Origin of the sequence: Exiguobacterium mexicanum (genome assembly GCF_005960665.1) — a bacterium.
Classification (GTDB): Bacteria; Bacillota; Bacilli; order Exiguobacteriales; family Exiguobacteriaceae; genus Exiguobacterium; species Exiguobacterium mexicanum_A.
This window is the reverse complement of record NZ_CP040676.1, coordinates 2,361,626-2,385,808: the sequence shown is the minus strand read 5'-3', so window position 1 is coordinate 2,385,808 and position 24,183 is coordinate 2,361,626. Positions and strand designations below refer to the sequence as shown.

The 24,183-nt window shown below is 53.4% G+C and carries 29 protein-coding genes and 1 riboswitch; of the genes, 17 read left to right on the top strand and 12 right to left on the bottom strand.

The annotated features are described in order from the left end of the window. Positions 1–235 precede the first annotated feature (235 nt). The 5 genes from FED52_RS12670 (at position 236) to FED52_RS12655 (ending at position 3,047) form a co-directional block, all read left to right on the top strand. Positions 236–469: a hypothetical protein gene (locus tag FED52_RS12670; protein WP_138860093.1), complete on the top strand. Its 234-nt coding sequence runs from the start codon at positions 236–238 to the stop codon at positions 467–469. Between the two features lie 11 nt (positions 470–480). Beyond that, positions 481–1,440, top strand: coding sequence for a LacI family DNA-binding transcriptional regulator (locus tag FED52_RS12665; RefSeq protein ID WP_138860092.1), 960 nt, complete (start codon positions 481–483; stop codon positions 1,438–1,440). A 67-nt stretch (positions 1,441–1,507) separates the two neighbouring features. Next, positions 1,508–1,789: a HesB/YadR/YfhF family protein gene (locus tag FED52_RS12660; protein ID WP_138860091.1), complete on the top strand. Its 282-nt coding sequence runs from the start codon at positions 1,508–1,510 to the stop codon at positions 1,787–1,789. A 94-nt stretch (positions 1,790–1,883) separates the two neighbouring features. Then, positions 1,884–2,021 carry a hypothetical protein gene (locus FED52_RS13910; RefSeq protein WP_021068076.1) on the top strand — a complete coding sequence of 46 codons (138 nt, stop codon included), beginning with the start codon at positions 1,884–1,886 and terminating at the stop codon, positions 2,019–2,021. 96 nt (positions 2,022–2,117) lie between these two features. Next, complete coding sequence (locus FED52_RS12655; protein WP_138860090.1) at positions 2,118–3,047, top strand: manganese-dependent inorganic pyrophosphatase; 930 nt, start codon at positions 2,118–2,120, stop codon at positions 3,045–3,047. A gap of 51 nt (positions 3,048–3,098) precedes the next feature. Here the strand turns inward: FED52_RS12655 and FED52_RS12650 are convergent, their stop codons facing one another. From FED52_RS12650 to FED52_RS12640, 3 genes are read right to left on the bottom strand one after another with little or no spacing between them, the layout of a single operon-like run. Further along, positions 3,099–4,223 carry a DUF418 domain-containing protein gene (locus FED52_RS12650; RefSeq protein ID WP_138860089.1) on the bottom strand — a complete coding sequence of 375 codons (1,125 nt, stop codon included), beginning with the start codon at positions 4,221–4,223 and terminating at the stop codon, positions 3,099–3,101. 21 nt (positions 4,224–4,244) lie between these two features. Continuing rightward, a complete protein-coding gene (locus FED52_RS12645; protein ID WP_021068083.1) occupies positions 4,245–5,798 on the bottom strand; it encodes an ABC-F family ATP-binding cassette domain-containing protein in 1,554 nt (517 codons plus the stop codon). Positions 5,799–5,858: 60 nt separating this feature from the next. Then, positions 5,859–6,467 carry an NAD(P)-dependent oxidoreductase gene (locus tag FED52_RS12640; RefSeq protein WP_138860088.1) on the bottom strand — a complete coding sequence of 203 codons (609 nt, stop codon included), beginning with the start codon at positions 6,465–6,467 and terminating at the stop codon, positions 5,859–5,861. 130 nt (positions 6,468–6,597) lie between these two features. Next, a riboswitch (purine riboswitch) is annotated at positions 6,598–6,699 on the top strand. A 77-nt stretch (positions 6,700–6,776) separates the two neighbouring features. Between FED52_RS12640 and FED52_RS12635 the strand changes: the two genes are divergently transcribed. From FED52_RS12635 to FED52_RS12620, 4 genes are read left to right on the top strand one after another with little or no spacing between them, the layout of a single operon-like run. After that, complete coding sequence (locus FED52_RS12635) at positions 6,777–7,358, top strand: xanthine phosphoribosyltransferase (RefSeq protein ID WP_034780728.1); 582 nt, start codon at positions 6,777–6,779, stop codon at positions 7,356–7,358. After that, a complete protein-coding gene (locus tag FED52_RS12630) occupies positions 7,355–8,659 on the top strand; it encodes a nucleobase:cation symporter-2 family protein (RefSeq protein ID WP_138860087.1) in 1,305 nt (434 codons plus the stop codon). Before FED52_RS12635 ends, FED52_RS12630 begins: the two co-directional genes overlap by 4 nt. A 34-nt stretch (positions 8,660–8,693) precedes the next feature. Further along, positions 8,694–9,341: an NAD(P)H-binding protein gene (locus FED52_RS12625; protein ID WP_138860086.1), complete on the top strand. Its 648-nt coding sequence runs from the start codon at positions 8,694–8,696 to the stop codon at positions 9,339–9,341. Beyond that, positions 9,338–9,730, top strand: coding sequence for an RDD family protein (locus FED52_RS12620; protein ID WP_138860085.1), 393 nt, complete (start codon positions 9,338–9,340; stop codon positions 9,728–9,730). The genes FED52_RS12625 and FED52_RS12620 overlap by 4 nt, the downstream gene beginning before the upstream one ends. 19 nt (positions 9,731–9,749) lie before the next feature. Here FED52_RS12620 and FED52_RS12615 read toward each other — a convergent pair whose 3' ends face one another. Then, positions 9,750–11,015 carry a purine/pyrimidine permease gene (locus FED52_RS12615; RefSeq protein ID WP_138860084.1) on the bottom strand — a complete coding sequence of 422 codons (1,266 nt, stop codon included), beginning with the start codon at positions 11,013–11,015 and terminating at the stop codon, positions 9,750–9,752. A 75-nt stretch (positions 11,016–11,090) separates the two neighbouring features. Between FED52_RS12615 and FED52_RS12610 the strand changes: the two genes are divergently transcribed. Next, positions 11,091–11,795: an alpha/beta family hydrolase gene (locus FED52_RS12610; RefSeq protein WP_138860083.1), complete on the top strand. Its 705-nt coding sequence runs from the start codon at positions 11,091–11,093 to the stop codon at positions 11,793–11,795. A 34-nt stretch (positions 11,796–11,829) separates the two neighbouring features. On the opposite strand, the gene FED52_RS12605 is transcribed toward FED52_RS12610, so the two are convergent. From FED52_RS12605 to FED52_RS12595, 3 genes are all read right to left on the bottom strand, one after another. Next, on the bottom strand, positions 11,830–13,011 hold the full coding sequence (locus FED52_RS12605; protein WP_240731271.1) for an MFS transporter: 1,182 nt from the start codon (positions 13,009–13,011) through the stop codon (positions 11,830–11,832). A 116-nt stretch (positions 13,012–13,127) separates the two neighbouring features. Next, on the bottom strand, positions 13,128–13,919 hold the full coding sequence (locus FED52_RS12600) for an endonuclease/exonuclease/phosphatase family protein (protein ID WP_138860081.1): 792 nt from the start codon (positions 13,917–13,919) through the stop codon (positions 13,128–13,130). 52 nt (positions 13,920–13,971) lie between these two features. After that, positions 13,972–15,600, bottom strand: coding sequence for a PTS transporter subunit IIBC (locus FED52_RS12595; RefSeq protein WP_138860080.1), 1,629 nt, complete (start codon positions 15,598–15,600; stop codon positions 13,972–13,974). A gap of 221 nt (positions 15,601–15,821) precedes the next feature. Between FED52_RS12595 and FED52_RS12590 the strand changes: the two genes are divergently transcribed. The 3 genes from FED52_RS12590 to FED52_RS12580 all read left to right on the top strand — a co-directional run bounded on the left by FED52_RS12590 (position 15,822) and on the right by FED52_RS12580 (position 17,679). Then, positions 15,822–16,586, top strand: coding sequence for a TrmH family RNA methyltransferase (locus FED52_RS12590; protein WP_114164885.1), 765 nt, complete (start codon positions 15,822–15,824; stop codon positions 16,584–16,586). 58 nt (positions 16,587–16,644) lie between these two features. Then, the gene (locus FED52_RS12585; protein ID WP_021068095.1) at positions 16,645–17,100 is read left to right on the top strand and encodes a GNAT family N-acetyltransferase; all 456 of its coding nucleotides are present in this window, start codon (positions 16,645–16,647) and stop codon (positions 17,098–17,100) included. A 90-nt stretch (positions 17,101–17,190) separates the two neighbouring features. Further along, a complete protein-coding gene (locus FED52_RS12580; RefSeq protein ID WP_138860078.1) occupies positions 17,191–17,679 on the top strand; it encodes a hypothetical protein in 489 nt (162 codons plus the stop codon). Between the two features lie 32 nt (positions 17,680–17,711). Here the strand turns inward: FED52_RS12580 and FED52_RS12575 are convergent, their stop codons facing one another. Beyond that, positions 17,712–18,221 carry a hypothetical protein gene (locus tag FED52_RS12575; protein WP_138860077.1) on the bottom strand — a complete coding sequence of 170 codons (510 nt, stop codon included), beginning with the start codon at positions 18,219–18,221 and terminating at the stop codon, positions 17,712–17,714. A gap of 115 nt (positions 18,222–18,336) precedes the next feature. Here FED52_RS12575 and FED52_RS12570 point away from each other — a divergent pair, with 115 nt between their 5' ends. Next, complete coding sequence (locus tag FED52_RS12570; protein ID WP_138860076.1) at positions 18,337–18,993, top strand: TVP38/TMEM64 family protein; 657 nt, start codon at positions 18,337–18,339, stop codon at positions 18,991–18,993. A 28-nt stretch (positions 18,994–19,021) separates the two neighbouring features. Here FED52_RS12570 and queF read toward each other — a convergent pair whose 3' ends face one another. Genes queF through queC form a run of 4 tightly spaced genes read right to left on the bottom strand, consistent with a single transcriptional unit; the run spans position 19,022 to position 21,313 of the window. Then, entirely contained in the window at positions 19,022–19,510 is a 489-nt protein-coding gene (queF, locus tag FED52_RS12565; RefSeq protein ID WP_021068099.1) for a preQ(1) synthase, read from the bottom strand. Positions 19,511–19,521: 11 nt separating this feature from the next. Further along, positions 19,522–20,217 carry a 7-carboxy-7-deazaguanine synthase QueE gene (queE, locus tag FED52_RS12560; RefSeq protein WP_240731270.1) on the bottom strand — a complete coding sequence of 232 codons (696 nt, stop codon included), beginning with the start codon at positions 20,215–20,217 and terminating at the stop codon, positions 19,522–19,524. Further along, entirely contained in the window at positions 20,217–20,672 is a 456-nt protein-coding gene (gene queD, locus FED52_RS12555) for a 6-carboxytetrahydropterin synthase QueD (RefSeq protein WP_021068101.1), read from the bottom strand. Before queD ends, queE begins: the two co-directional genes overlap by 1 nt. Continuing rightward, positions 20,669–21,313: a 7-cyano-7-deazaguanine synthase QueC gene (gene queC, locus FED52_RS12550; protein ID WP_138860074.1), complete on the bottom strand. Its 645-nt coding sequence runs from the start codon at positions 21,311–21,313 to the stop codon at positions 20,669–20,671. The genes queD and queC overlap by 4 nt, the downstream gene beginning before the upstream one ends. Before the next feature lie 208 nt (positions 21,314–21,521). Between queC and nhaC the strand changes: the two genes are divergently transcribed. The 3 genes from nhaC (at position 21,522) to FED52_RS12535 (ending at position 24,151) form a co-directional block, all read left to right on the top strand. Next, positions 21,522–22,898, top strand: coding sequence for a Na+/H+ antiporter NhaC (gene nhaC, locus FED52_RS12545; protein WP_138860073.1), 1,377 nt, complete (start codon positions 21,522–21,524; stop codon positions 22,896–22,898). 80 nt (positions 22,899–22,978) lie between these two features. Further along, the gene (locus tag FED52_RS12540) at positions 22,979–23,569 is read left to right on the top strand and encodes a DNA-3-methyladenine glycosylase (RefSeq protein ID WP_138860072.1); all 591 of its coding nucleotides are present in this window, start codon (positions 22,979–22,981) and stop codon (positions 23,567–23,569) included. 69 nt (positions 23,570–23,638) lie between these two features. After that, positions 23,639–24,151, top strand: coding sequence for a type 1 glutamine amidotransferase domain-containing protein (locus FED52_RS12535; RefSeq protein ID WP_034780765.1), 513 nt, complete (start codon positions 23,639–23,641; stop codon positions 24,149–24,151). The last annotated feature ends 32 nt before the right edge of the window (positions 24,152–24,183 follow it).

Sequence of the window (24,183 nt, the reverse complement as noted above, 5' to 3'; positions counted from 1 at the left end):
AGTAGGACTCCCTATAATTAGTAATTTCCGAACAATAATGTCCGACAATCGTTGAACTAACGTTATCAACTTGATGACTATACAAAATGAGCTGGCTGTCGTCAATGATTTTGAGCGAAAAAACTTTAAATATCCTCATGTAAGCGTTGAATGTTCGGAAATAGATGAAATAAAAATAGTACTTGCTCTGAAACGCGTTTCAGACTGTACGGTTAAGTCAAAGGAGGGAAAGCTCATGAATCCGATAACGTGGAAAACATGGTGTAGTGGGATCGTCTACGAACTCGTCATCAATCAGTTGTATACGCCGCTCGGAAGAATGTTGTGCGCCCGTTTTCAAGACGAGTTTCTTCATCTACCCGTCGAAGAACGGTTCCGCCTCGTCCAAGCCATCCGAAAGCAAGTGATTGCGAAAGGTGACAGTGAGGAGTCAGACTGGGTACACTATATGCAAAGACTGACAGATTGAGGTGAAGCGGAATGGCGAACATCCGAGATATCGCGAAATACGCGGATGTATCCGTGACGACGGTGTCGCGCGTGCTCAACGAGCATCCGTATGTGTCGAAAGAGAAGCGGGAGCGGGTGCGACGGGCGATGGCCGAGCTTGGCTATTTACGGAATCAGCAGGCGCTGACGTTATCGACCGGTCGCACGCAACGTTTCGTCGTCGTGTTGCCGTATTTGGATCATCCGTATTATGGACTGTTCGTCAACGGGCTCGCGAAAGCTGCCCTCCAAAGAGATTATCGACTCGTCATGTGGCAGACAGAGTATCAACTCGACCAAGAACGGCAAGCGCTTGATCTATTGAAGCACCGTGAAGTCGATGGGGCGATCCTGTTATCCCATACGATGTCATTCGATGAGATGGAAACGTATCGAAAATTTGGTCCGATCGCGGTCGCGACCGTCGGGGCGCCGCAGACGATTTCTTCGGTCCACGTCGATCATTACACCGCGTTCGTCGCCGGTTTGCGCGTGTTGGCGCAAGCGGGATATGCCGAAATCGGCATCGTGTTGTCAAGACAAGACAGTCCAAGCTCGATCGCGCGTCAGCAGGCGTACTTCGATGAAGTCGAACTTGCGCGTGAGCGATGGGTTTGGACCGGTTACTTGACGAGCGAGGACGGGATCGGACTGGCCGATGCGTTTCTGCGTCAACAAGAGCGTCCTCGAGCGCTCTTTTTCTCGTCGGATTATGTGGCGCTCGGTTTTTTAGGGGAATTACGCCGTCGCGGTGTCAGCATCCCCGATGAAGTCGCCATCCTGGGCTTCGATGGTCATCCGATCGGTCAGGCATTCGGTCTGTCGACGATGCACTCGCCAAATGAAGACATCGGCCGGACGCTGTTCGACGTGACGTTTGATGAAATGAACGGTGCAGCTTCGGTCACAAACAGTTTAACGGTCACGTATTTGCCGGGGACGACACTCTAGGCAACTTCCTCGCTCGTCTTTTCTGAAACGATTAGAATGGAGACAGAAGTCGAGAGGAGGATGACAGATGAAGATTAACGTGACAGAAGAAGCACTCCAATTTTTTAAAGATGAGATGGAGGTCGAGGCAGGCCAGACGGTGCGTTTATTCGCTAAATATGGGGGTTCGACCGATTTGACGCACGGTTTCTCAGTGGGGGTCATCACAGAAGATATCGACAACGCGACGGTCGAAACGGAAGCGGACGGGATTCGCTTCGTCGTGGCTGAACAGGATGAATGGTTGTTCCAAGGACAAGACGTCAACGTCGAGATTCGTGGCGACGAGGTCGTCTTCGTTCAAGCGTGACATCACAGTTTGTTAACAGTAAGAATACATCCGTTTGAAGCCATCCAGCTCGGGGAACAGTCTACGACACGACAAAACCGAAAGGATGAGACAGATGTCAGAACAAGATAAAAAGCGTGAACAAGAAGAACAAGAGAAGTTGAAACGAGACCAACCGGATATTTCGCACGAAGAAGATTCAAAAGGGGATCATTCGGACCTCGAAGAGACGGACGAAGACGAACAAGCGTAAAGAGCCCCTGGTGGCTCTTTTTGTTTGGGAATTGAAAGAATGAGTATAGACGTTATAATGGATAAGGGAAAACTATCATAGTGAGGAGAATGTATGATGAGTACAGTACTAGTCTTTGGACATAAAAATCCAGATACGGATACGATTTGTTCGGCGCTCGCTTACGCGGAGCTCAAGAAAAAGTTAGGGATGGACGCTGAGGCAATCCGTCTCGGTGAAGTGAACGGGGAGACGCAATATGCGCTCGACCACTTCCGCGTCAAGGCACCACGCCTCGTGGAACGCGTATCAGACGAAGTGAATTCGGTCATTTTGGTCGACCATAACGAGTTCCAACAAAGCGCGGAAGACATCGCGGACGTACGCATCCTTGAAGTCGTCGATCACCACCGCATCGCCAACTTTCAAACAGCGGATGCCCTCTACTATCGGGCGGAGCCTGTCGGATGCACGGCGACGATTTTGCTCAAACTCTATAAAGAGCACGGTGTCGAAATCGCGCCTGACATGGCAGGATTGATGCTATCGGCGATCATCTCGGACTCGCTCTTGTTCAAGTCACCGACATGCACGGACGAGGACATCAAAGCGGCAAAAGAACTCGCAGCTATCTCTGGTACAGATATCGAGACATACGGTCTCGAGATGTTGAAAGCCGGAGCGGACCTTAGCCAAAAGACGATCCCAGAACTTATCTCACTCGACGCGAAAGAGTTTGCGATGGGCGACTACCGCATCGAGATTGCTCAAGTGAACACGGTCGACGCGAACGATGTATTGAGCCGTAAAGCTGAAGTCGAAGCGGCAATGGCCGTGAAGATGTTAGACAAAGAACTCGATTTGTTTGTCTTCGCCATCACGAACATCTTGACGAACGATTCAGAGACACTCGTTGTGGGTAAGAAGACTGATCTATTCGAACAGGCGTTCAACGTCAAATTGGTGGAGGGTCTCGCGACACTTCCTGGCGTCGTCTCACGTAAAAAACAAATTGTGCCTGTGCTCACAGCAGCGGCGACGAACTAAGAAACGAGAAAGGCTCGAAGCAGATCAATCTGCTCCGAGCCTTTTTTGCGGTTAAGATGCTTGTTTTTGTCGTCCATACGTTCCGATGCGCCATAATTTCTCGAACGGACCGTATCGATGCGATTTCAGCCACCACATTGAGAAGAACGCTTGGGCAATCAAAATCGCGATACTTAAGAACAATCCTTCCGTCAACGACAGGCGACCGTAGTAGCCGAGGGCGATGACCGGCAGGACGACGACGAGCGTGTGCGTCAAATAGTTCGTCAGCGCCATACGGCCAAGCGCCTGTAGCGGACGGAATGCGCGTCCGTTACGGACGGCGATCGTGAACAGACAGACGTACGCCGTCGCGAGCAGTTTGCCAGAGACGAGGACGGCCGCAGAATTCGTCGCGGTATAGGCTGCACCGCCACCGTAGTGATGCCAAACAATGACTGCGAAGAACGGAAGGGCGACTAACGCACAGATGATGGCCGTGCGCGTCAATCCGCGGATGCTCCACGTGAGGAGTTTCCGTTCGCGTCCAATATACAGGCCGAACAAGAACAGGCTTAGAATTTCAACTCCGACAAAAAAGGAGTTTTGGAACATGTCAAAAATCTCTTCGTCTAAACGATAGTCGAACCATGGACCGAATCCGGAATTAAAGACGGCCGGAAAGGGGTCACCAACAAACCTAAATCCGAGCCATACCTCTAAGTACATGGATGAGACATAGAACAGTAAAAAGCTCCCGATCAACAAACTCCACGCCCATGTCAAAATCGCGCGATTGCTCAGCCCATAAAACAGAGGGAGCAACAAGCCCCACATCGCATACGTATGTAAGATGTCACCCGACCAGATGGCCAGGTGAACGAGTCCGAATAGGAACAAGATGGCGATGCGCCGGATGTAGCGGCCGACCGAGTCCCCACGCGCATACGAGCGCTCAAGGAAAATCGAGAAGCCGATCCCGAACAAGAGCGAGAAGATCGTATAAAACTTTGTCTGGACGAACAAATCGAACAGCGTCCGGACGAGTAAATCGCTCCCCGTATAGTCGGCGCCACCGGAAATCCAGTCGCTCCCGAGCATCGTGGGGATATTGACGAGGAAGATGCCACACAGGGCAAACCCTCGAATGATGTCATACAGAACGATGCGTTCGTTTACTTGAATCGGGCCAGCCATACGCCACTTCCTCTACACGGATTAGAATACTTTCGTCGTCCACGATTCACAGTTCCAGACGTCGGTGACGATGTCTTGATAGAACTCCGGTTCGTGGCTGATGAGTAGGATACTGCCTTTATATTCCTTCAACGCGCGCTTCAACTCTTCCTTCGCATCGACGTCCAAGTGGTTCGTCGGCTCATCGAGGAGGAGCAAGTTCGATTCGTTGTTTTGGAGCTTACAGAGACGGACCTTCGCCTTCTCTCCACCACTGAGGACCGCGATTTTACTCTCGATATGCTTCGTCATGAGACCGCATTTCGCGAGCATGGCGCGGACTTGTTGCTGGTTGAGGGACGGGAATTCGCTCCAAATCTCTTCGATACACGTGTTGTTGCTGACGGCCGCTTCTTGTTCGAAGTACCCGATCTCCAAGAACTCACCGCGTTCGACGGTTCCTTCAAGCGGGTTGATCATGCCAAGAAGACTCTTCAACAGCGTCGTTTTCCCGATCCCGTTCGCACCGACGAGGGCGATCTTCTGACCGCGCTCCATTTGGAGGTCGAGCGGGCGTGAGAGCGGCTCGTCATAACCGATGACGAGATTTTTGGCGTCAAAGATGAGACGACCTGACGTGCGTGCCTGCAAGAACCGGAATTCTGGTTTCGGACGTTCCGCACTCAATTCGATGACGTCCATTTTATCGAGTTTCTTCTGGCGTGACATCGCCATGTTCCGCGTCGAGACGCGTGCCTTGTTGCGGGCGACGAAGTCTTTCAAGTCGGCGATTTCAGCCTGCTGGCGTTTATAAGCCGATTCAAGCTGCGAGCGTTTCATCTCGTACACTTCCATGAACTTGTCGTAGTCCCCGACATAGCGTGACAAGTCTTGGTTCTCCATATGGTAGACCAAGTTGATGACGCTGTTTAAGAACGGAATATCGTGCGAAATCAAGATGAAGGCGTTGTCGTAGTTCTGGAGATAACGCTTCAACCACTCGATGTGGGCCTCGTCCAAATAGTTGGTCGGCTCATCGAGGAGGAGGATGTCCGGCTTCTCGAGAAGCAATTTCGCGAGCAATACTTTCGTCCGCTGACCACCTGAGAGGTCCGTGACGTCACGGTCGAGTCCGACATCTAAAATACCGAGACCGCGAGCGACTTCCTCGACTTTTGCGTCGATGATATAGAAGTCGTTCGAATCGAGCATTTCCTGCAGTTCGCCGACTTCAGCGAGCATGTCGTCCATCTGTTCAGGTGTCGCATCGCCCATTTCCATATAGAGCTCACCGATTCGTGTCTCCGTATCAATCAAGTATTGGAACGCGCTCTTCAACACGTCCCGAATCGTCATCCCACGCTCGAGGACAGCGTGCTGGTCGAGGTAACCGACACGGACGTTTTTCGCCCATTCGATTTTGCCTTCGTCCGGTTGGAGCTTACGCGTGATGATGTTCATGAACGTTGATTTTCCTTCACCGTTCGCTCCGATGAGGCCGATGTGTTCGCCTTTCAATAGACGGAAAGACACGTCGTTCAAAATGGCGCGGTCACCGAAACCGTGGCTCAAGTTTTGTACTGTTAATATACTCATATTTCTTATTCGTTCCCTTCAAAGTTGACTATCCGATATTGTAGCATGGATTCAAAAAAATTAGTACGCCAGTCCGACCGATTGGCGGATGAAGAGCTGGTCTTCGACGGCGTTCAACATGAACTGGGCGACATCGGCTCGCGAGATTTGTTTGCCGTTGTCTGGGATGCTGTCGACGGACGTGCGATACACCGAGGTCCGGGGACCGTCCGTCAGTTGCATCGGCCGCACGATTGTGTAATCGAACGACGAGTTGCGCCACAAATCGACCGCGGCCCGGTGATCACGGAGCGGCTTCCGAAGCATGAACGTCACCACCGTACCAGCGATGCCCGGAATCTCTTTGTCGATTCCAGCCGAGGCGAGGTAGACGACCCGAGTGACGTCATTTGCTTTCAGCGCCGGGACGAGTGCGTCGGTGACGCGGGCCAGGAAGTCTGGATCGCTCAAGTCGGTTCCGAGACAGCTGATGACAGCGTCATGACCAGCGAGGGCGTCTGTCAAAGCGGCGCTGTCTGTGACGTCGCCTTCGATGATTTCAAGTTGCGGAGTCGGAATCAATTTTTTTTGTTCCCGCACGAAGGCGGTCACATGGTGGCCATGCTCGATGGCCTGGTCGACAAACTGATGACCGGTCCGGCCAGTGGCCCCTAATACGAATAGCTTCATATGGATGTGGCTCCTCTCGTTTTTCCAGTATCTTCAGTATACAGCAGTTTCAGAAAAATCGAACTTTTAGCCGTCTTTTCCAAAACGGGTTGCAATTTCTACAATATCGTCTAGAATAAGTCCTATCTTATATAAATAAAAGATTCGCACTCGTATATCAGCGGGAATATGGCCCGCAAGTCTCTACCGAACCACCGTAAATGGTTCGACTACGGGTGACGCTTGTCGTGTGCATTCGTTTTGTTTCCATGCGGTTCGTCGTCCCCGGGTTGGGGTGACGAATCGCATTTTTTTATTGGAGGGAAAACAATGAAGCAGTTAGAAGACAAAATCAGAGATGAAGGGCAAGCGTTGTCCGAGCACGTATTGAAAGTCGATGCCTTCTTGAACCATCAAGTCGATCCTGTCTTGATGCAGGCGATCGGTCGTGAGTTCGCGGATCGGTTCCGTGACGCGGGAATCGATCGTATCGTCACATTGGAATCGAGCGGAATCGCTCCGGCCATGATGACGGCGCTCGAGATGAACATTCCGTTCGTCTTCGCCCGTAAACGCAAATCACTCACACTTCAAGATGATCTCGTCGAAGCGGACGTTTACTCGTTCACGAAACAAGAGACGAACCGCATCAGTTTGAGCCGTCGCTTCGTCCAACCTGGGGAGCGCGTGCTCGTCATCGACGATTTCCTCGCTAACGGGGAAGCGGCACTCGGTTTGACGCAACTCGTCGAATCGGCCGGTGCGGTCGTCGCCGGTGTCGGGATCGTCATCGAGAAATCATTCCAGCCGGGACGGGACAAGTTGCTCGAGCGAGGCTATCAGGTCGAGTCACTCGCTCGGATCGCCAAGCTTGAAGCAGGTGAGATTTCCTTCATGGAGGTAGTCCGATGAACACGTTCAAGACAGCCAGTCTCGGATTCCAACACTTACTTACCATGTACACGGGCGCGGCGATCGTCCCGCTCATCGTCGGCGGTGCTATCGGTCTCGGACCGACTGAACTCGCTTACCTCGTCGCAATCGATTTGTTCATGTGCGGTGTAGCCACGCTGTTGCAAGTATGGACGACTCGTTTCACCGGTGTTGGTCTGCCAGTCGTACTTGGTTGTACGTTCACCGCGGTCGGACCGATGATCGCCATCGGCAGCTCGAGCGGCATCACCGCCATCTATGGGGCACTCATCGCGAGCGGGATCATCGTTATTTTGATTTCAGGTTTTGTCGGGAAACTGGCCCGTTTCTTCCCGCCAGTCGTGCTCGGCTCGGTCGTGACGATTATCGGTCTCTCGCTCATCCCAGTCGCTGTCAATGACATCGGTGGCGGGATGCCGGGTGAGCCTGGCTTCGCTTCGATGCAAAACTTGGCGCTCGGTGGCTTGACCATCGGTTTGATTCTCGTCTTGAACCGAATCGGTACCGTGTTCACGCGCGCGGCCGCTGTCTTGTTTGCGGTCTTGATCGGTACAGGGGTCGCCGCGTTCCTCGGTCTCGTCGACTTCAGCCCGGTCCGTGAGGCCGGTTGGTTCCAAATGGTACAACCGTTCTACTTCGGGATGCCGACGTTTGACGTCTCGGCCATCCTCGTCATGACGCTCGTGGCCATCATCTCGATGATTGAATCGACCGGTGTCTTCTTAGCATTGAGCGATATCACGAAAAAACCGATTGGCTCGAACGAGTTGACGAAAGGGTATCGGGCCGAGGGTGTGGCAACGATTCTCGGTGGGATTTTCAACAGCTTCCCATACACGACGTTCAGTCAAAACGTCGGCCTCGTCCAATTGTCAGGCGTCAAATCGCGCCGTGTCATCTTCTGGACGAGCGGTCTGTTGATTTTGCTCGGCTTCTTGCCGAAAGTCGCGACGTTCACGACATTGATCCCGAAACCGGTGCTCGGTGGGGCGATGCTCGTCATGTTCGGTACGGTCGCCGCTTCAGGGATTCGAATCTTGAGCCAAGTCGATTTTGCGAAAAATGAGAACTTGATTACAATCGCCTTGTCGATCGGGGTCGGTCTCGGTATCACGGCCAACCCGGCCATCGTCGCGAACATGCCTGAGGCGGTTCAGTTGTTCACGGACAGCGCCATCGTCGCAGGATCGTTCACCGCCTTGTTGTTGAACGGGTTCTTCCGACTCGTCGACCGGTTCCGTCCGGTCGAGGTCGTTGCCGAGAACCGGCAAGTCAGCTAGACTGAAAGGAACTACGTAACTAGGGGGAACAAGCATGGGGAAAACTGCACTTGTCGTTGGCGCCACCGGTTTGATTGGACGCGAACTCGTCGAACAGTTGCTCGAACAAGAACGATATGATCAAGTCTGGATTGTCGTCCGTCGCTCGAAGCGCTGGAGTCACCCGAAACTGCACGAGGTCGTCGGATTTGAAGGAATGGACGAGGTGTTGCCGCATATTGATGACGTCTACTGCGCACTCGGAACGACGATCGCTGTCGCCGGTTCGCGTCAGGCATTCAAACATGTCGATCTCGACTTGCCGCTCGAAGTGGCACGGGTCGCGAAACGACACGGAGCGACACGTTATGCTGTCGTATCGGCGCAAGGCGCGTCACTTCGGTCACCGTTCTTCTACAACCGGGTGAAAGGGGAGCTCGAGAACGGACTCAAAGTGTTCGGCTTCGAACACTTGATTATCGCCCGGCCATCGCTCCTCCTTGGGGAGCGGGATGAGTTCCGACTCGGCGAAAAAGCGGCCGAAGTCGTCAGCCGTCCGCTCCAACCGTTGTTGCTCGATAAACTACCGGATGCAGCGCCGATTCAAGCGCTCCACGTGGCCCGCGCCTTGATTATGGCCGCGGAAGAAGGACAGGGCATCGAAGTATTGACGTCAGGTATGATGCAGAGGATGAGCCAATGAACCCATTAACCAAGAAACGTACCCAAGCCGTCTTGATTGATGGCGTCATTGCCGGATTGCTAAGTTTTGGTGTCGAGCAGCTCGTCCGCAAGAAAGTGAAGAGCGAGTTCGTCCACGTCGTCATCACGCCGACACTCATCGCCTACGCGCTCGAGGCATGTCAGATGCGCCGTGGCGGACAGACGCTCGGCTATAAGCTGATGGGTCTCGAGTTGAAAAATGACGATGGGACACCGGTGACGGCCGAGCAAGCGTTCAAACGGGCGCTTCACCGCGACACAATCTCGATTGTCGCCTACGTCAAAGACCGCGCGCACTTCGAGGCCGAAGACGGTGCCGTCTTGCCGCACGACGCAGCGTTCCATATGCACGTAACCGAAAAAAACTGACCTCTCGAGGTCAGTTTTTTTAGTCGTGGATGCGGCTGAGAATGGCCGTCGTCAAGGCGACGATCGTTCCGAGGACGAGTCCGTTCGAGAACACGGTCGCCAAGAGCGGCGGCAAATCGTTCATTGACCCAGGTGGGAGCAACATCGCCCCGGCCCCAATCACGAGCGGGAGACCGACAGTGAGTGAGGCCGTCTTTTGGTTCAATTCGAACGCCGCCTCGTTGATTCCGATGATGATCATCGTCGCGATGAGTGGGGTGACGATGGCGTATCCGACAGCGGCTGGGATACTTGCGATCAGCGAGACGAACGGACCGACGAGGGCGAGCACCATCATCAAAGCATGGGCGATGAGGTGTGGCATGCGATGCACACTTTCAGTCGAAGACAGGAAGCCGGCTGTCCCAGAGATGGCGACCGGTCCCGGTGTCCCGAACAAGCCCGCGACCACTTGGCTGATGCCGCTAACAACGCCTGACGCCGGGACGTTCCCTTCGATTTGACGCTTCTCGCGCGAGCTGACGATGCGCTCAATCAATTTGATATTGGCAAGGACGTTCGTCATGAGCAGGAGCGTGATGACGAACGCAGTCGGGAGCAAATTCCAATCCCATACCCACATACCAAACGGGAATAGTTCAGGGACGAGGAAAAATGACTCAGAACGGACAATCGGGTTCCCGAGACCGAGCATGTTGAATAGCCAAAACCCTACGATGAGCGTCATGACGAGGCCGTACTGCTTGAACCGGCTCCGCTCGAGCGTGAGCGCGAATAAGACGAGGCCGGCCGTCGCCACGGCTTGGATTGTGTTGATGCCGTCCTCGGTCACACCGAAGCCGCCTTTGATGACGGCACCGGACAATTGCAACACGAGCAAAATCATATAGACCCCGAGGACTTGCGGGGTAAACAACGACAGCATCCGTCGCAACAGGCCGGTGACAGTCATGACCACACCGAGCATACCACTTAAGAACAACATGAAACCGAGCGCTTGGAGGGTCTCTTGTCCGCTCCCATAAAGTGCTGGACCGATGGAGGCATAGAGTGTGAACACGCCCCACCAAATCCCGGCTGGTCCTTCTAAGATTGGCAGGCGGTGGCCGAGCAGCGTCTGGATAATGCTGAAGAGTGCGAAGACGAACAGTGAACGTGAGATGAACGTCATCGTCTCGCCTGGCGACAGTTCAAATAAGGCGGCGATTGAGAGCGGTGGTACAATGTTTGTAGCTAAAATAAAAATAAACCACTGAATCGTCGTGGTTATAGAACTTTTGGTCATGGTGTCCCCCTGGTATTTCCCTTTTTTAATACTAGTGTACCGTGACGGGGAAGTTGATGCAAATGGAGGTATATAATGAAGAAAAAACTGAAGTGGATTGGCCTCGGCCTATTAGGAGTCATCTTGGTCGCCATCATCGGCTTCCTCGTGTGGACGCAACTGACGTACGGACCGACGGAAGAGGCGCTCGGTTACGCGGCTGAGGCGACGGAAGTGGACAATCGTCTCGAGTTCGGGCAGACAGACAGCGAGGTTGGGTTCATCCTGTATCCTGGAGCGAAAGTCGAGAAAGAGGCGTACGCTTACTATGGTACCAGACTGGCAGAGGAAGGTGGCTTCGTCGCCATCCCATCGTTGTGCTTGAATCTCGGGATAGCAGATATTGATGCTGCGGAGACGATTATCGCCGCCCATCCAGACATCGAACGTTGGGTCGTCGGCGGTCATTCACTCGGCGGTTCGGCGGCGTCCGGTTATGCGCTCGAACACGAGGAGCAAGTCGAGGGGGTCATCTTCCTCGCCTCGTATCCGATTAGTACAATGGCGGATAGCAATCTGCGTGTCTTGTCGGTTTCCGGTGAACGTGACGGTCTGGCCACACCGGCTGATATCGAGGCGAGCCGTGACAACGTCCCGGATGACGCCGTCTTCCATCAAATCAAAGACGGCAATCACGCCAACTTCGGGATGTATGGCCCGCAGGACGGAGATAACGATAGCCCGCTCAGCGCCAAAGAGCAACTCGACGAGACGATTGACCAAATTATCGAGTGGCTCTAAAAAACAGCGTGCCCACATCATGGGGCACGCTGTTTTAACGTTGGTCGAGCTGATGACTGACCGCGGTCAATAAGGCGGTCACGAGCGCGACGGCGCCGGCGACGAGGGCGAGCGTCATGACGGGTGCGTTCGCGTAGACAAGACCACCGAGCGCCGAGCCCATCCCGATGCCGACGTTGCTTGCGACCGGCATGAGCGATGAAGCCAGGCCTTTGGCGTCCGGATTGAACTTCTCAGCCAAGTCGATCAAGTAGATTTGCGTCGATGTCGTCAGTAGAATCGCCATGAATGACATGAGCGCGATATTGATCAGACCGAGCGTCACGCTCGACGTCGTCACATACAAGGCCGCCAACACGAGCGCTTGGATGAGGAAGACGAACCGGAGCCGTCCGATCGGATTATGGCTGGCGATTTTCCCGGCTGCCATATTGCTGAAGATGGAGATGAACCCGTAGGCAAACAGGATTGGGCTAATCCAGGCGACCGGGACGCCGAGTACACTTTTCAAAATCGGAACGAGATACGTATAGACGACGTACGTCGCGCCGAAGCCGAACGCCGGGATGAAGAATGCGATTAAAATCCGCGGGTTCGTCAAGAGCCGCAATTGATCGGCAATCGACGTTTTGACGCTCGTTAAATGGCTCGGCACGACACGGTAGACGGCGAGAAATGCGACGACGCTTAAAGCGGTCGTCAACAAGAATGTCGTTTCCCATCCGGCGCGTTGACCGATGAACGTACCGAGCGGGACGCCGAAAACGTTCGCCAACGTGAAACCGCCGAAGATGAATGAGACAGCGATGCCGCGCTTCCCGGTTGGCACCGATTCACTGGCGACGAGCATGGCGAGCGAGATGAGCACGCCGGTCACGACGGCGGTCATCATCCGGAGCACGAGCAATATCCCGTACGTCGGAGCGAGGCTGCTGAACAAGTTAAAGACGATGAACGCAGCGGTGAGTGTAAGCATCAGTTTTCGTTTCGGCAAATGGCTCGTCAGTGACATCGTCAGCGGGGTCCCGATGGCGAAGGTGATCGCGAACGCCGAGACGAGCGTTCCGGCCGTGGCAATCGAAATCGATAAGCCATCGGCGATATCGGGTAAAATCCCGACGATGACAAATTCACTCGTGCCGAGCACGAACGTGAGCAAGGCGAGCGATAAGATAAGCGTCCAGTCGGTCCGACTGAGCGATGGGGTAGTCGTCAAAATAAAATCACTTCTTTCGTTCAAGGTTGTTAGACTTCAGTCGTTTTCAACCATACAGGATTTCCACGCAAAGCAAAACCCTTTTCCCTTCCGTGAGGAAAAGAAAAGGGTGCCATTTACCGCCAAAATGCCGTTGCTTCAACACCGGCATGATCAGAGACGATCGGACCGTTCTCGCCGTCAAAGACGACGGCATGGCGTGAGACGTGGATCGGGGCGTTCGTCAACATCAAGTCGATGCGAAGCGCCTGCTTGTTCTCGTCCCAGCCGGCAATCTTGCCTTGGACGGTCGCATCGCCTTCACGCTCGGTCGCCAAATGGAACAAATCTTGGAGACCGTGCTCAATCAAGTAGTCGTACCCTTCGTCACGGATGAAGGCGTCGTTATTGAAGTCACCGAGCAGCAAGGCGCGGTCGTCGTCCTCGACGCGGCGCAACAGTTCATCGAGCTGATGGCGCACCGGTTCATCGGCATCATGCCACCAACCGAGGTGACAGGAGTAAATCGCCGTCGGCGCGTCCATGCCGTCCACGACCGCCTTGACGATTTTCCGAGATTTGTAATCGTTCGGGTCGGTCGTCTGGGAGACGAAGAACGATTCGGTCGACACGAACGGAGTGCGCGATAAAATCGCGACGCCCTCCTCGTAGATGTCGTATCCATAATGGGCGAAGTCCCACGTCATGTAGTAATCGACGCCTTGCTCTTTCAAACGCTCGACGAGCACATAGGCGAAGTTGTTCTCTCGAATCAAGCCGTCGATGAGTGGGGCCTCTTTATGTTGATTCACTTCTTGGAGTGCGATGATGTCATATTCCTTGCTCGCAATCCGTTCAACAATCGAGTCGATTTTCTCTTGTTGACGGTCCTCTAACCAGGCGTGACAGTTCAGCGTTAAAATATTCACGATAGTCCTCCTTTAGAAAAAACAGGCCAACTCGTACGAGCTGGCCTGTTGATTATGCACCGATGACGTCTTGAATATCAGACTTCAATACGTCGGCTTTCGGGCCGTAGATTGCTTGGACACCGCGGTCTTTTAAGATGAGACCCATGGCGCCGTTCTTTTTCCATTCGCTCTCTTCTGAGACGAGCGACATGTCTTTGACTGTGACACGGAGACGCGTCATGCACGCATCAACGTCTTCGATGTTCTGTTCCCCACCGAGTAGAGCGATAATCCCCATGACCTGCTCGTTGCCGGTCACATTCGACTTCTCTGTTGTTTCTTCCATGTAGTTCCCGTTACGGCCAGGCGTCGGAAGGTTCATCTTCTTGATGAAGAAGTTGAACACACCGAAGTTCAAGAAGAAGAAGGCAGCCGAGACGAGGAAGAAGTTAATCAAGTCTTGGAGCAATCCTGCTTTCACAATCATCGGGATGCGTGTGAGCAATTCAATCGCACCGAATGCGTGGACACGAAGGTCGATGACATCCGCTAATGCGAAAGCGGCACCGGCCATAATGGCGTAGACGACGTAAAGGACTGGAGCGACGAACATGAACATGAATTCGATTGGTTCTGTGACACCCGTCAAGAAGACGGCGAGACCAGCCGACAAGAACATCGGCTTGTATTGCGCTTTTTTGTCTTCGTCGACGTTGCGGTACATCGCATAAGCCGCACCGATCAAGGCAGCGAATGACAAGATGACTTGACCGACTTTGAAGCGGGCCGGTACGACGTCAGCGAGCAAGGCGTTGTAAGCAGCCGTATCACCAGCGGCGCGCAGGTTAACGAGGTCTGTGACCCAAGCCAACCAGAGCGGATCTTGACCCGCAACGACCGAACCGGCTGTCGCACCTGTCAAAATCGTGTACGTGCCACCGAGTTCCGTATAGTTCATCGGCACAGTGAGCATATGGTGAAGGCCGAACGGCAAGAGGAGACGTTCGAGCGCACCGTAGATGAACGGGGCGAGTACCGGTGCTGTATCACGCGATGTGGCGATCCATTCGCCAAAACTATTAAGCGCACCTTGAATCGTCGGCCAAATAATCGATAGGGCGAGTGCTGCCACGACTGATCCGAGAATGACGACGAATGGGACAAAACGTTTCCCGTTGAAGAACGAGAGAGCGTTCGGCAATTTGTTGAAGTTATAAAACTTGTTATAAAGGGCACCACCGAGGAAACCAGCGATAATCCCGACGAACACGCCCATGTTAAGGGCTGGTGAACCAAGTACGGATGTGAAATAGTCTGCGACGACAAGGTCAGCTCCGAAGAGAGACTGGACTGTCGCTTCTGGGTCTTGGAGCATTGCACCATTGACGCCGAAGATTGCTCCGGTGACGCGGTTGATCAAAATGAACGCGATCAATGCTGCGAATGCACCGCCAGCCTTATCTTTTGCCCACGATCCCCCGATCGCGACTGCGAATAAGATATGTAGGTTAACGATAATTCCCCAACCTAGATCTTCAATGATGCGAGCCGTCGTGAGCAAGATGCTGACGTCTCCGGCAGACATACCGATCAATTTACCGATCGAGATCATGAGACCTGCAGCTGGCATAACGGCGATGACGACCATTAAGGCCTTACCGAGTTTTTGCCAAAAATCAAACGAGATGAGTTGTTTCATTCTATACGCTTCCTTCCTGTACGGAACTTTTTATCTGTCTATGGCGACTATCAATGCAATCGCTTGCATAGATAATTGTAATCGATTGCATAGCTTTGTGCAACCGTTTTCCTAATTTTCATGGATTTTCATAACGAGAGGATATTCGACTCGTTTCTCACCTAGCTTGTCAGTCGGAACGAATCTCGCTACAATACTAAAGGTTGAAAGGGGCGAGAACGATGGGATGGAGACAGACAACATCGGCATTATCAAAAGAAGAGCAAGCGGCATTACTCGATGAATTGTTGCAGTCGGGCCTGTTATTAGAAGAGGATCGACTGCTGTACAGCATGTTGATGCCCGACCGCGTCAAGCGTATGCAGGAAGTGCTAGAGTTACGGACGAACCATATCACGATTTTGACGGAAGGGGTCGATGACCCGCACAATCAGTCGGCCGTGCTCCGTTCGGCGGACGCGTTCGGTGTCCAGACATTGCACGTCGTCGAGGGACGGGCCAAGTTCAAGCCGAACTCGATTATCGCCAAAAGCGCCGATCGCTGGGTCGACGTGGTCGAACATCCTTCGATCGAGGACGCAATCGATCGGTTGAAGGCGGACGGTTACCAAGTGCTCGCGACGGCACTCAGTGAAGAGGCGGTCCCACTTGAGGACATCGATGTGTCAAAACCGACCGTGCTCTTGTTCGGGAACGAACATCACGGCGTATCGGAACGAGCGCTCGCCAAGGCAGACGGCAATTACTTGATTCCGATGCAAGGATACGTCCAAAGTTTGAACATCTCTGTCGCTGCCGCCATCTCGTTGTACGATGTGACGACGCGGGCGCGCCATGTCGTGACGGACGGATATGGACTGAAGGTGGAAGACAAGCAGCGCATCTTAAAAAATTGGATGGTAAAGAGCCTTCCGAAGCGGTCGCTCGGTGTGTATAAGCAAAAAGGTTTGACCGCTTTTGCGCGTGAGACAGGAAAAACGGAGTAAACGGCGAAAGGTACAGGCGTACGAACAACTTGTCCATATACTGAAAGGGGATGGAAAGATGAGTACGACCAGTTCATTTATCGTGAAAGATGTGACGACGAATTTCAAAGACTACGAAGAGGAATTCTTTAACCTGTACCGCACGCTTTACGGGGACATCGATCAACTGCGTTTTAAAGAACGGCTGTATCGTCATGCGAATCCGCTCGTGTTGCTCGCATTTTCAGATGAGCGCCTGGTCGGCTTCAAAATCGGTTACGAGGCCGAGCCGTATCGCTTCTATAGCTGGGCCGGCGGCGTCCACCCTGAGTTTCAAAAGCATGGCATCGGCCGCAAGCTGATGGACACGCAACTCGAATGGGTGAAGGCGCAAGGGTTCCATTCGATTCGAACGAAGGCACGCAATACGAACAAAGGGGTCATTATCTTGAACCTGTTGTGTGGCTACGACATCATGGGGGCGTACACAGAGGATAACGAACCTCGCATCATGATGGAGAAACAATTGAACTGACCGCAAAGCCGTGGCGCATGCCACGGTTTTTTCGTGTAGATGAAACCAAATGGGAACGCATCCGTATTATAGAAAAAAGGGGGAGACATCATGGTCCATACGTTTGCATTCGGGGAAGAAGTATACATCGATTCAACAGGGATGGGGGACTCGTTTTTTAGTGGAGTACCAATCATTTTCCCGATATTCTTTTTCCTGATTATCGGTATTATCGTGTTCGCTGTTATTGGAGGCATCGGTAAGCAAGTGAAGACGAACAGTCTATTGAAAGACATGCAACGGTTTGCCTCCGATTTAGCCGACCATCCGAGTGACGAGTCGGCGAATCGGCTCGCCGACTATTTGCGGGACGTGACCTCGTTCCCGGTGCATCGTACACAGATGGAGCCGTTCCGGGTCGCGCTCGGAAGCTATCAGTTGGTCATGGACTCCTCGTACGTAAGCGACGAGACGAAGGAGCGGGTCGACCGCCAATACAAGCGGCTCGGCATCTTGGATGGGGAGAAGTTTGCCGACGAGCCGGCACCGCGACGCAGTTCGAGCTCGCACCACCATGACCACCATAACCATCACATGTAAAAACGCGTCGGAACGTCCCGACGCGTTTTTTGTTACATATAACGACTTGCGTCAAACTCGATTTCGGTCCGATGATTGGCCGCCTCGATGGCGCTGGCAATGCGGTTGGCCCGTTTCTCGACGTCGCGTGCTTTCAACCGATACAGTTCCGGGTCATAGAGCGCATGCTTGATGACGCTCGTCCCTTCCCCGTAACCCGTTTGGAACTCGCGTTTCGGCCGCTCGGCCAAATCTTGATACATCCGAGCCTGAGCTCGTAATTGAACGGCGAACTCCATCGCTTCGACGAGTGGGAGCGGTCCGTCATTCGTCTCGATGACGGTATGCAGGTTCGCCTCACAGACGAGACGATCAAGACGGCGTAAATCGGTCCGGATCGCCTCGAGCTCAACTTCGATATCCTCGAGGGAACGGGACTGGATCGTCGGGAGCGGCTCATCTTTCTCGAGTTCGATGAATGCGACACGTTCGACTTCTTCGAGCAACTTATCAATCTGCTTCAGAAGCAGGTGTTTCAACTTGATGGCATCTGCCAAGTACATAGGGATTCCTCCTTCTGCTTTTTTTAACCGTACCATACTGCGATTCCTAAAAAAAGGAAGGCGTTACTTTTTCGAGGTGAGGCGATATGATGGAAGAAAGAGAGGAGGTCGACCGATGAACAAGTGGAAAACGCAATGGATCATTGCCATCGTCTTGCTCGTCTTCGGTACCGCGACGTTCCTTTATCAGTGGATCGACTTGCGACCGGGTGAGATTCGCGATTATATCGTTCAATTCGGGTGGCTCGCCCCGCTCGTCTATATTTTACTGTTCACCGTTCGCCCGTTGATTTTATTTCCGACGTCGGTCTTGTCCGTCGCCGGTGGATTGGCGTTCGGGACGCTGCCTGGTGTCGTCTATACGGTCATCGGGGCCACGCTCAGCGCGCTCGTCGCTTACTATATCGCGATTCGCTTCGGTGACCGCTTTCTCCACCATTTCGAGACGAGCAACTATGAGAAGGTGCAGCATAAGATTGAAGAGGACGGGTTCTTCTACGTCTTGATTTTACGCTTGATCCCGCTCGTCAACTTTGACTTGGTCAGTTACGCCTCAGGGCTCGCGAAAGTGAGACTCCCGGGTTATGTCTTCGCGACCACGGTCGGGATGATTCCAGGTGCGTTCGCCAACAATTTCCTCGGTAGTAGCCTCGCGAGCGGAGACTTTAAGTTAATCATCCTCGCCCTCGTCGTTTTGGTCGTCCTGACGCTCGTCGCGACGGTGTTCCGGGAACCGATTAAACGACAAGTTAATCGCTATAAAAAGAAGTAGGCGCTCCCGTTGAGCGCCTACTTTTTGGTTAACGGTTGTCGACCGTCTCAGGATACAGGTCGTGATTAAACAAGCGATGTTCAGCCATTCTTTCGTATTTCGTGCCCGGTTTGCCGTAGTTGTAGTACGGATCGATCGAGATGCCGCCGCGTGGCGTGAACTTGCCCCACACTTCGAGATAGCGTGGCTCCATCAACTTGACGAGGTCTTTTCCGATGACGTTGATGCAGTTCTCATGGAAGTCCCCGTGGTTGCGGAAGCTGAACAAATACAGCTTGAGCGATTTTGACTCGACGAGCTTCTCGTCCGGGATATATGAGATATAAATCGTCGCGAAGTCCGGTTGGTTCGTGATCGGGCAGAGCGACGTGAACTCCGGTGCGTTGAACTTCACGAAGTAGTCGTTCTCCGGGTGACGGTTCGGGAACGCCTCGAGGACGTCCGGTGCGTATTCAAAAATGTATGGGACGCTCTTCTGTCCGAGGAGCGACAAGTCTTGTAAGTCTTCTGGTCTCATAAGTATTCTCCTTAGACGCCACGTTCGTTGGCGTACAGTAATGTGTGCAGTTGCGGCAGGACACGGACGCTTTGCCATGACGGGTCGCGGGCGACGTCCTCCCACAGTTCTTTCAAACGACGGAGCTGGGCGTCGGTGATGTCACCGTCCGCACCGGGCTCGGGATTGCCGGCCGATAAGTACATGACGTCCGGGGTGTAGCGCGTCTGTACCGATTTCGCATAGGCGAGGTCGATCTCGTCGAAGACGGCGACTTTGAACGTCATCTGTTCGGGGCGCAGCCGTTCGACGATGGCGTCGAGTTTCTCCCAGTCGGTCGTCATGCCGGAAGATGGTGGTTTCGGGCTGAGCGTTACGTCGTCGATGTCAGCGAGCCAGTCCTGATAGCGGCTGCCTTGCGTCTCGACGGCGAGTTTGACGTCGCGCGCCTTCAGTTTCATCACCAAGTCTTTCATCGCGGCGATGAGGAGCGGATTGCCGCCCGAGATGGTGACATAGTCGTACACGCCGAGCGCGTCGAGCCGTTCGATCACTTCGTCGGCTGTCAGCATGTCGGGTTTCTCCGAGCCGTCCCACGTGAAGGCGGAGTCGCACCACGAACAGCGATAATCGCAACCGGCGGTCCGGACGAACATCGTCTTTTGTCCGATGGCGCGGCCTTCCCCTTGAAACGTCGGGCCGAACACTTCGAGGACAGGGATTTTCATCAGTCCACCAACCATTCGCGGCGGAACTCGGCGTACGATGTCGGCGTCTCGTACAGTTTGACGAATTCGACGCGGACGTCGCGCTCGTCAGGCAAGTGTTTGGCGAGCTGCTCGAAAATCCAGTAGCACATGTTTTCGGCAGTCGTATTCATATAAGGTAACGACTCATTCAAATAACGATGGTCGAGGTATGGTTCGAGTTCTTCTTTAAAGATGGCTTTTAAATCGCCAAAATCGAGCGTCATGCCGCGGTTATCGAGAAAACCGCTGATGCCCATTTGCAATTTATACGTATGTCCGTGCAGCGCTCGGCATTTACCGTCGTAATCGAACAAATGATGCGCGGCGTCGAACGTCACTTCTTTGACAATTTGGACGCGGTGCGGACAATAGATGAGCGAGCCGTCTTGTTTGGCTTCGACACTCGTCGGGGCAAGGAATGGGGCGTTCTTCATACGCGCACCTCCTCATAAGCGGCGAGGCCGTTTTGACGGAGCACGCACGCCGGACATTCGCCACAACCTGATCCGAGGATGCCGTTATAGCACGTGAGCGTCCGTTCTTTGACGTAATCGAACGCACCGAGTCGGTCCGCGAGTTCCCACGTCTGCTTTTTGTCGAGCCACATGAGCGGTGTGTCGATGACGAACGGATAGTCCATCGCCAAGCTGAGCGTCACGTTCAAGGATTTGACGAACTGGTCCCGGCAATCCGGATAACCTGAGAAATCGGTCTCACATACGCCGGTGACGATGTGATGCATACCGAGCTGTTTGGCCATGACGGCCGCAAAGGATAAGAATAAGTGATTGCGTCCATCGACGAACGTGTTTGGGACGTCCGCATTGTCGATGTCGAGATCGTGTCTCGTCAACGCGTTAGAGGTGAGTTGTCCGAGTAAGGACAAGTCGAGGATGTGGTGCGGGACATCGAGTTCGGCCGCAATCTCTTTCGCGACCTCGATTTCCGCGTCATGGCGTTGCCCGTAGGCGAACGTCACCGCTTCCACATGAGAGAATTGTTGTTTTGCCCAAAATAGGCAGGTGGTTGAATCTTGACCGCCGCTAAAGACGACCAATGCTTTTTCGTGTTGCAACGTGCACACTTCCTTTTTCGCTAGTTTTGATGTCGGAGGAGGTTACGAACTCCGGAGGTCACCCTCGAGCGTTTACTTTACCATAAAAAGACGTTTGACAGGGAAATGAGAAGCAGGTATAGTAAAGAACATCACTGAAACACTTTCGCGCATAAAAGCGTTTAAGCGGTTAGGTAGAAAATAATGGAACTGAAAGGAGGGGACGTCGATGCAGATGAAAGGAAAAGAGGCTGTATTCGTCGTGTTGATGAGCGGTATTTCCCTGCTCGCACTGATGTTTTTGGCCAAAGCGACGCCACACATGGCGATCTTTGGCACAATGGTATTAATAGGGGGTTACGCGTATTATCGCACGCGTGATTTTAAACGAATCGAAGCCGCGATGATCAGCGGGATCCGTGAAGCCATCATGCCGGTCTTGATTTTACTGTTGATCGGGATGTTGATTGGTGTATGGCAGATGTCTGGTACGGTGGCGACGATCCTCTCCATCGGTTTAGATACAATCTCAGCGCAATGGTTCTTGCCGAGCGTCTTGTTCATCACAATGATTGTCTCATCGTTCACGGGCAGTGCCTTTACGACGGTCGGTACGGTCGGGGTCGCCTTGTTCGGTATCGGGATGGCGCTCGGGATTTCTCCGGCGCTTGCCGCAGGGGCAATCGTCTCAGGTGCATTATTCGGCGACAAAATGAGCCCGTTGTCAGATACGACGAACTTCGCGCCGGCCGTGGCCGGTGTCAAACTGTTCGACCATATCCGTTTCATGATGGGGACGACCGTCCCAGCTTTCCTCATCACCCTTGTTTTGTTCACAATCCTCGGTCGGAGCGGGCAAGCGGCGGATACGACACAAATCGCTGAGGCACAGGCGGCGCTCGCCGGGCGGTTCAACTTATCATGGCTGACTTTGCTCGCGCCGATCCTTGTTGCCGTTCTCGCCTTCCGCCGGATGCCGGTCTTGCCGACGATGCTCGTCGGCATGTTCGCCGGTGTGTTGACGGCTGGATTTGTCCAAGGCAACTGGAACGTCACGAACTGGTTCGGCGTCATGCAGGCCGGCTTCAAATCGGGCGTCGAGAATGAGACGATTGCGGCCGTACTTGACCGTGGCGGTCTCGAATCGATGCTCTGGTCGGTCAGCCTCGTCTTGATCGCACTTGCGTTCGGTGGATTGCTCCGTGAACTTGGTGTGTTCCAAGCGATCGTCGACGCATTGCTCGAACGGTTGAAGTCACCAGGCAGCTCGGTCTTGTCGGTCGTCCTCAGCTCGATTGGTGTCAACTTGCTCGCGGGTGAGCAGTACTTGTCGATCTTGCTTCCAGGTCAGGCGTTCAAGCAAGGGTTCATCCATCGCGGCATCGATCCCCGTTACTTGTCACGTGCTCTTGAAGACGGCGGGACGGTGATCAACCCGCTCATCCCATGGGGCGTGTCGGGTGCATTCTTCGCGGCCACGCTCGGGGTACCGGTACTTGAATACGCACCGTTCGCCTTCTTCCTCTGGCTCAGCCCGATCTTCTCGATCATTCTCGGATACGTGAAATTGGGAAAGCAACGTGAGGCGATGCGGATCGCATCATAATTTAACAGATGTCCTGAATCGTTCAGGGCATCTTTTTTGTATCTTCCCGTCTTCATTTGAGAAAATGAGGCCGAGGAGGGATGACGATGAAACGACTCGATCCATCATTTTATGAGCAACCGACGCTCGAATTGGCCCGTTCGTTACTTGGTCACTATCTCGTCCATGATCATCTCGACGGTCAAATCGTCGGAAAGATCGTCGAGACGGAAGCTTATCTCGGTGCCATCGACCGGGCGGCCCACAGTTTCGGTGGCAGACGGACGAATCGGACCGAGGTGATGTTCGGGTTACCTGGACACGTCTATACGTATCAGATGCATACACACACGCTGCTCAATGTCGTGAGCGGTCCGGTCGGCACGCCGGAAGCCGTCCTCATTCGGGCCATCGAGCCGATTGAAGGACAGGGCATCATTGAGGCGAATCGTCCCGGCATCAAGCGATTCGACCAGACGAATGGACCTGGAAAGCTGACGAAAGCGCTTGGCATCACGATGGACCTATACGGACATTCGCTCCAACATGAGCCGCTTTATATCGTTGAAGGGAGTGCCATCCCGGAAATCGAGGCCGGTCCACGCGTAGGGATCCCGAATACGGGCGAAGCACGCGATTACCCGTACCGCTTCTTCGAACGAGCTAATCCGTACGTCTCGAAGTTTCGTTGAATGTTTATGGACCGGTTAGGCGTGGAACACTCCTTATGTGAATAAAAATAATGAGGGAGTGTTTTCAATATGGCAAAAGTAGCAACGCTAATCACAGATATGTTTGAAGACGTAGAGTTCACGGGTCCACGCGACGCATTGGTGGAAGCGGGGCACGAAGTTGTCACGATTGAAAAGAAAGCCGGTAACACGGTTGAAGGCAAACAAGGTGAGTCGAAAGTCACGATCGACAAAGCGATCGATGACGTGTCGCCGGAAGACTTCGACGCGTTGCTGTTACCAGGTGGGTTCTCACCCGACTTGTTACGTGAAGACGAGCGATTCGTTCAATTCGCGAAAGCGTTCATGGACGCGAAGAAACCTGTGTTCGCTATCTGTCACGGCCCACAACTGTTGATTACGGCGAAGACGCTCGAAGGCCGCGATGCAACCGGTTATAAGTCGATTAAAGTCGACATGGAGTATGCCGGTGCGAAGTATGCGGACAAAGAAGTCGTCGTCTGCCAAGAACAGCTGGTGACAAGCCGTCAACCGGACGACATCCCGGCGTTCAATCGCGAAATCCTTAATCTGCTCAAATAATCGTCTGGCCACGGAATTTTCCGTGGCTTTTT

Bases quoted from the DNA above. Each gene is read 5' to 3' on its own strand.
- FED52_RS12670 (WP_138860093.1), top strand. From the start codon at position 236: ATGAATCCGATAACGTGGAAAACATGGTGTAGTGGGATCGTCTACGAA.
- FED52_RS12665 (WP_138860092.1), top strand. From the start codon at position 481: ATGGCGAACATCCGAGATATCGCGAAATACGCGGATGTATCCGTGACG.
- FED52_RS12660 (WP_138860091.1), top strand. From the start codon at position 1,508: ATGAAGATTAACGTGACAGAAGAAGCACTCCAATTTTTTAAAGATGAG.
- FED52_RS13910 (WP_021068076.1), top strand. From the start codon at position 1,884: ATGTCAGAACAAGATAAAAAGCGTGAACAAGAAGAACAAGAGAAGTTG.
- FED52_RS12655 (WP_138860090.1), top strand. From the start codon at position 2,118: ATGAGTACAGTACTAGTCTTTGGACATAAAAATCCAGATACGGATACG.
- FED52_RS12650 (WP_138860089.1), bottom strand. From the start codon at position 4,223: ATGGCTGGCCCGATTCAAGTAAACGAACGCATCGTTCTGTATGACATC.
- FED52_RS12645 (WP_021068083.1), bottom strand. From the start codon at position 5,798: ATGAGTATATTAACAGTACAAAACTTGAGCCACGGTTTCGGTGACCGC.
- FED52_RS12640 (WP_138860088.1), bottom strand. From the start codon at position 6,467: ATGAAGCTATTCGTATTAGGGGCCACTGGCCGGACCGGTCATCAGTTT.
- FED52_RS12635 (WP_034780728.1), top strand. From the start codon at position 6,777: ATGAAGCAGTTAGAAGACAAAATCAGAGATGAAGGGCAAGCGTTGTCC.
- FED52_RS12630 (WP_138860087.1), top strand. From the start codon at position 7,355: ATGAACACGTTCAAGACAGCCAGTCTCGGATTCCAACACTTACTTACC.
- FED52_RS12625 (WP_138860086.1), top strand. From the start codon at position 8,694: ATGGGGAAAACTGCACTTGTCGTTGGCGCCACCGGTTTGATTGGACGC.
- FED52_RS12620 (WP_138860085.1), top strand. From the start codon at position 9,338: ATGAACCCATTAACCAAGAAACGTACCCAAGCCGTCTTGATTGATGGC.
- FED52_RS12615 (WP_138860084.1), bottom strand. From the start codon at position 11,015: ATGACCAAAAGTTCTATAACCACGACGATTCAGTGGTTTATTTTTATT.
- FED52_RS12610 (WP_138860083.1), top strand. From the start codon at position 11,091: ATGAAGAAAAAACTGAAGTGGATTGGCCTCGGCCTATTAGGAGTCATC.
- FED52_RS12595 (WP_138860080.1), bottom strand. From the start codon at position 15,600: ATGAAACAACTCATCTCGTTTGATTTTTGGCAAAAACTCGGTAAGGCC.
- FED52_RS12590 (WP_114164885.1), top strand. From the start codon at position 15,822: ATGGGATGGAGACAGACAACATCGGCATTATCAAAAGAAGAGCAAGCG.
- FED52_RS12585 (WP_021068095.1), top strand. From the start codon at position 16,645: ATGAGTACGACCAGTTCATTTATCGTGAAAGATGTGACGACGAATTTC.
- FED52_RS12580 (WP_138860078.1), top strand. From the start codon at position 17,191: ATGGTCCATACGTTTGCATTCGGGGAAGAAGTATACATCGATTCAACA.
- FED52_RS12575 (WP_138860077.1), bottom strand. From the start codon at position 18,221: ATGTACTTGGCAGATGCCATCAAGTTGAAACACCTGCTTCTGAAGCAG.
- FED52_RS12570 (WP_138860076.1), top strand. From the start codon at position 18,337: ATGAACAAGTGGAAAACGCAATGGATCATTGCCATCGTCTTGCTCGTC.
- queF (WP_021068099.1), bottom strand. From the start codon at position 19,510: ATGAGACCAGAAGACTTACAAGACTTGTCGCTCCTCGGACAGAAGAGC.
- queE (WP_240731270.1), bottom strand. From the start codon at position 20,217: ATGAAAATCCCTGTCCTCGAAGTGTTCGGCCCGACGTTTCAAGGGGAA.
- queD (WP_021068101.1), bottom strand. From the start codon at position 20,672: ATGAAGAACGCCCCATTCCTTGCCCCGACGAGTGTCGAAGCCAAACAA.
- nhaC (WP_138860073.1), top strand. From the start codon at position 21,522: ATGCAGATGAAAGGAAAAGAGGCTGTATTCGTCGTGTTGATGAGCGGT.
- FED52_RS12540 (WP_138860072.1), top strand. From the start codon at position 22,979: ATGACGATGAAACGACTCGATCCATCATTTTATGAGCAACCGACGCTC.
- FED52_RS12535 (WP_034780765.1), top strand. From the start codon at position 23,639: ATGGCAAAAGTAGCAACGCTAATCACAGATATGTTTGAAGACGTAGAG.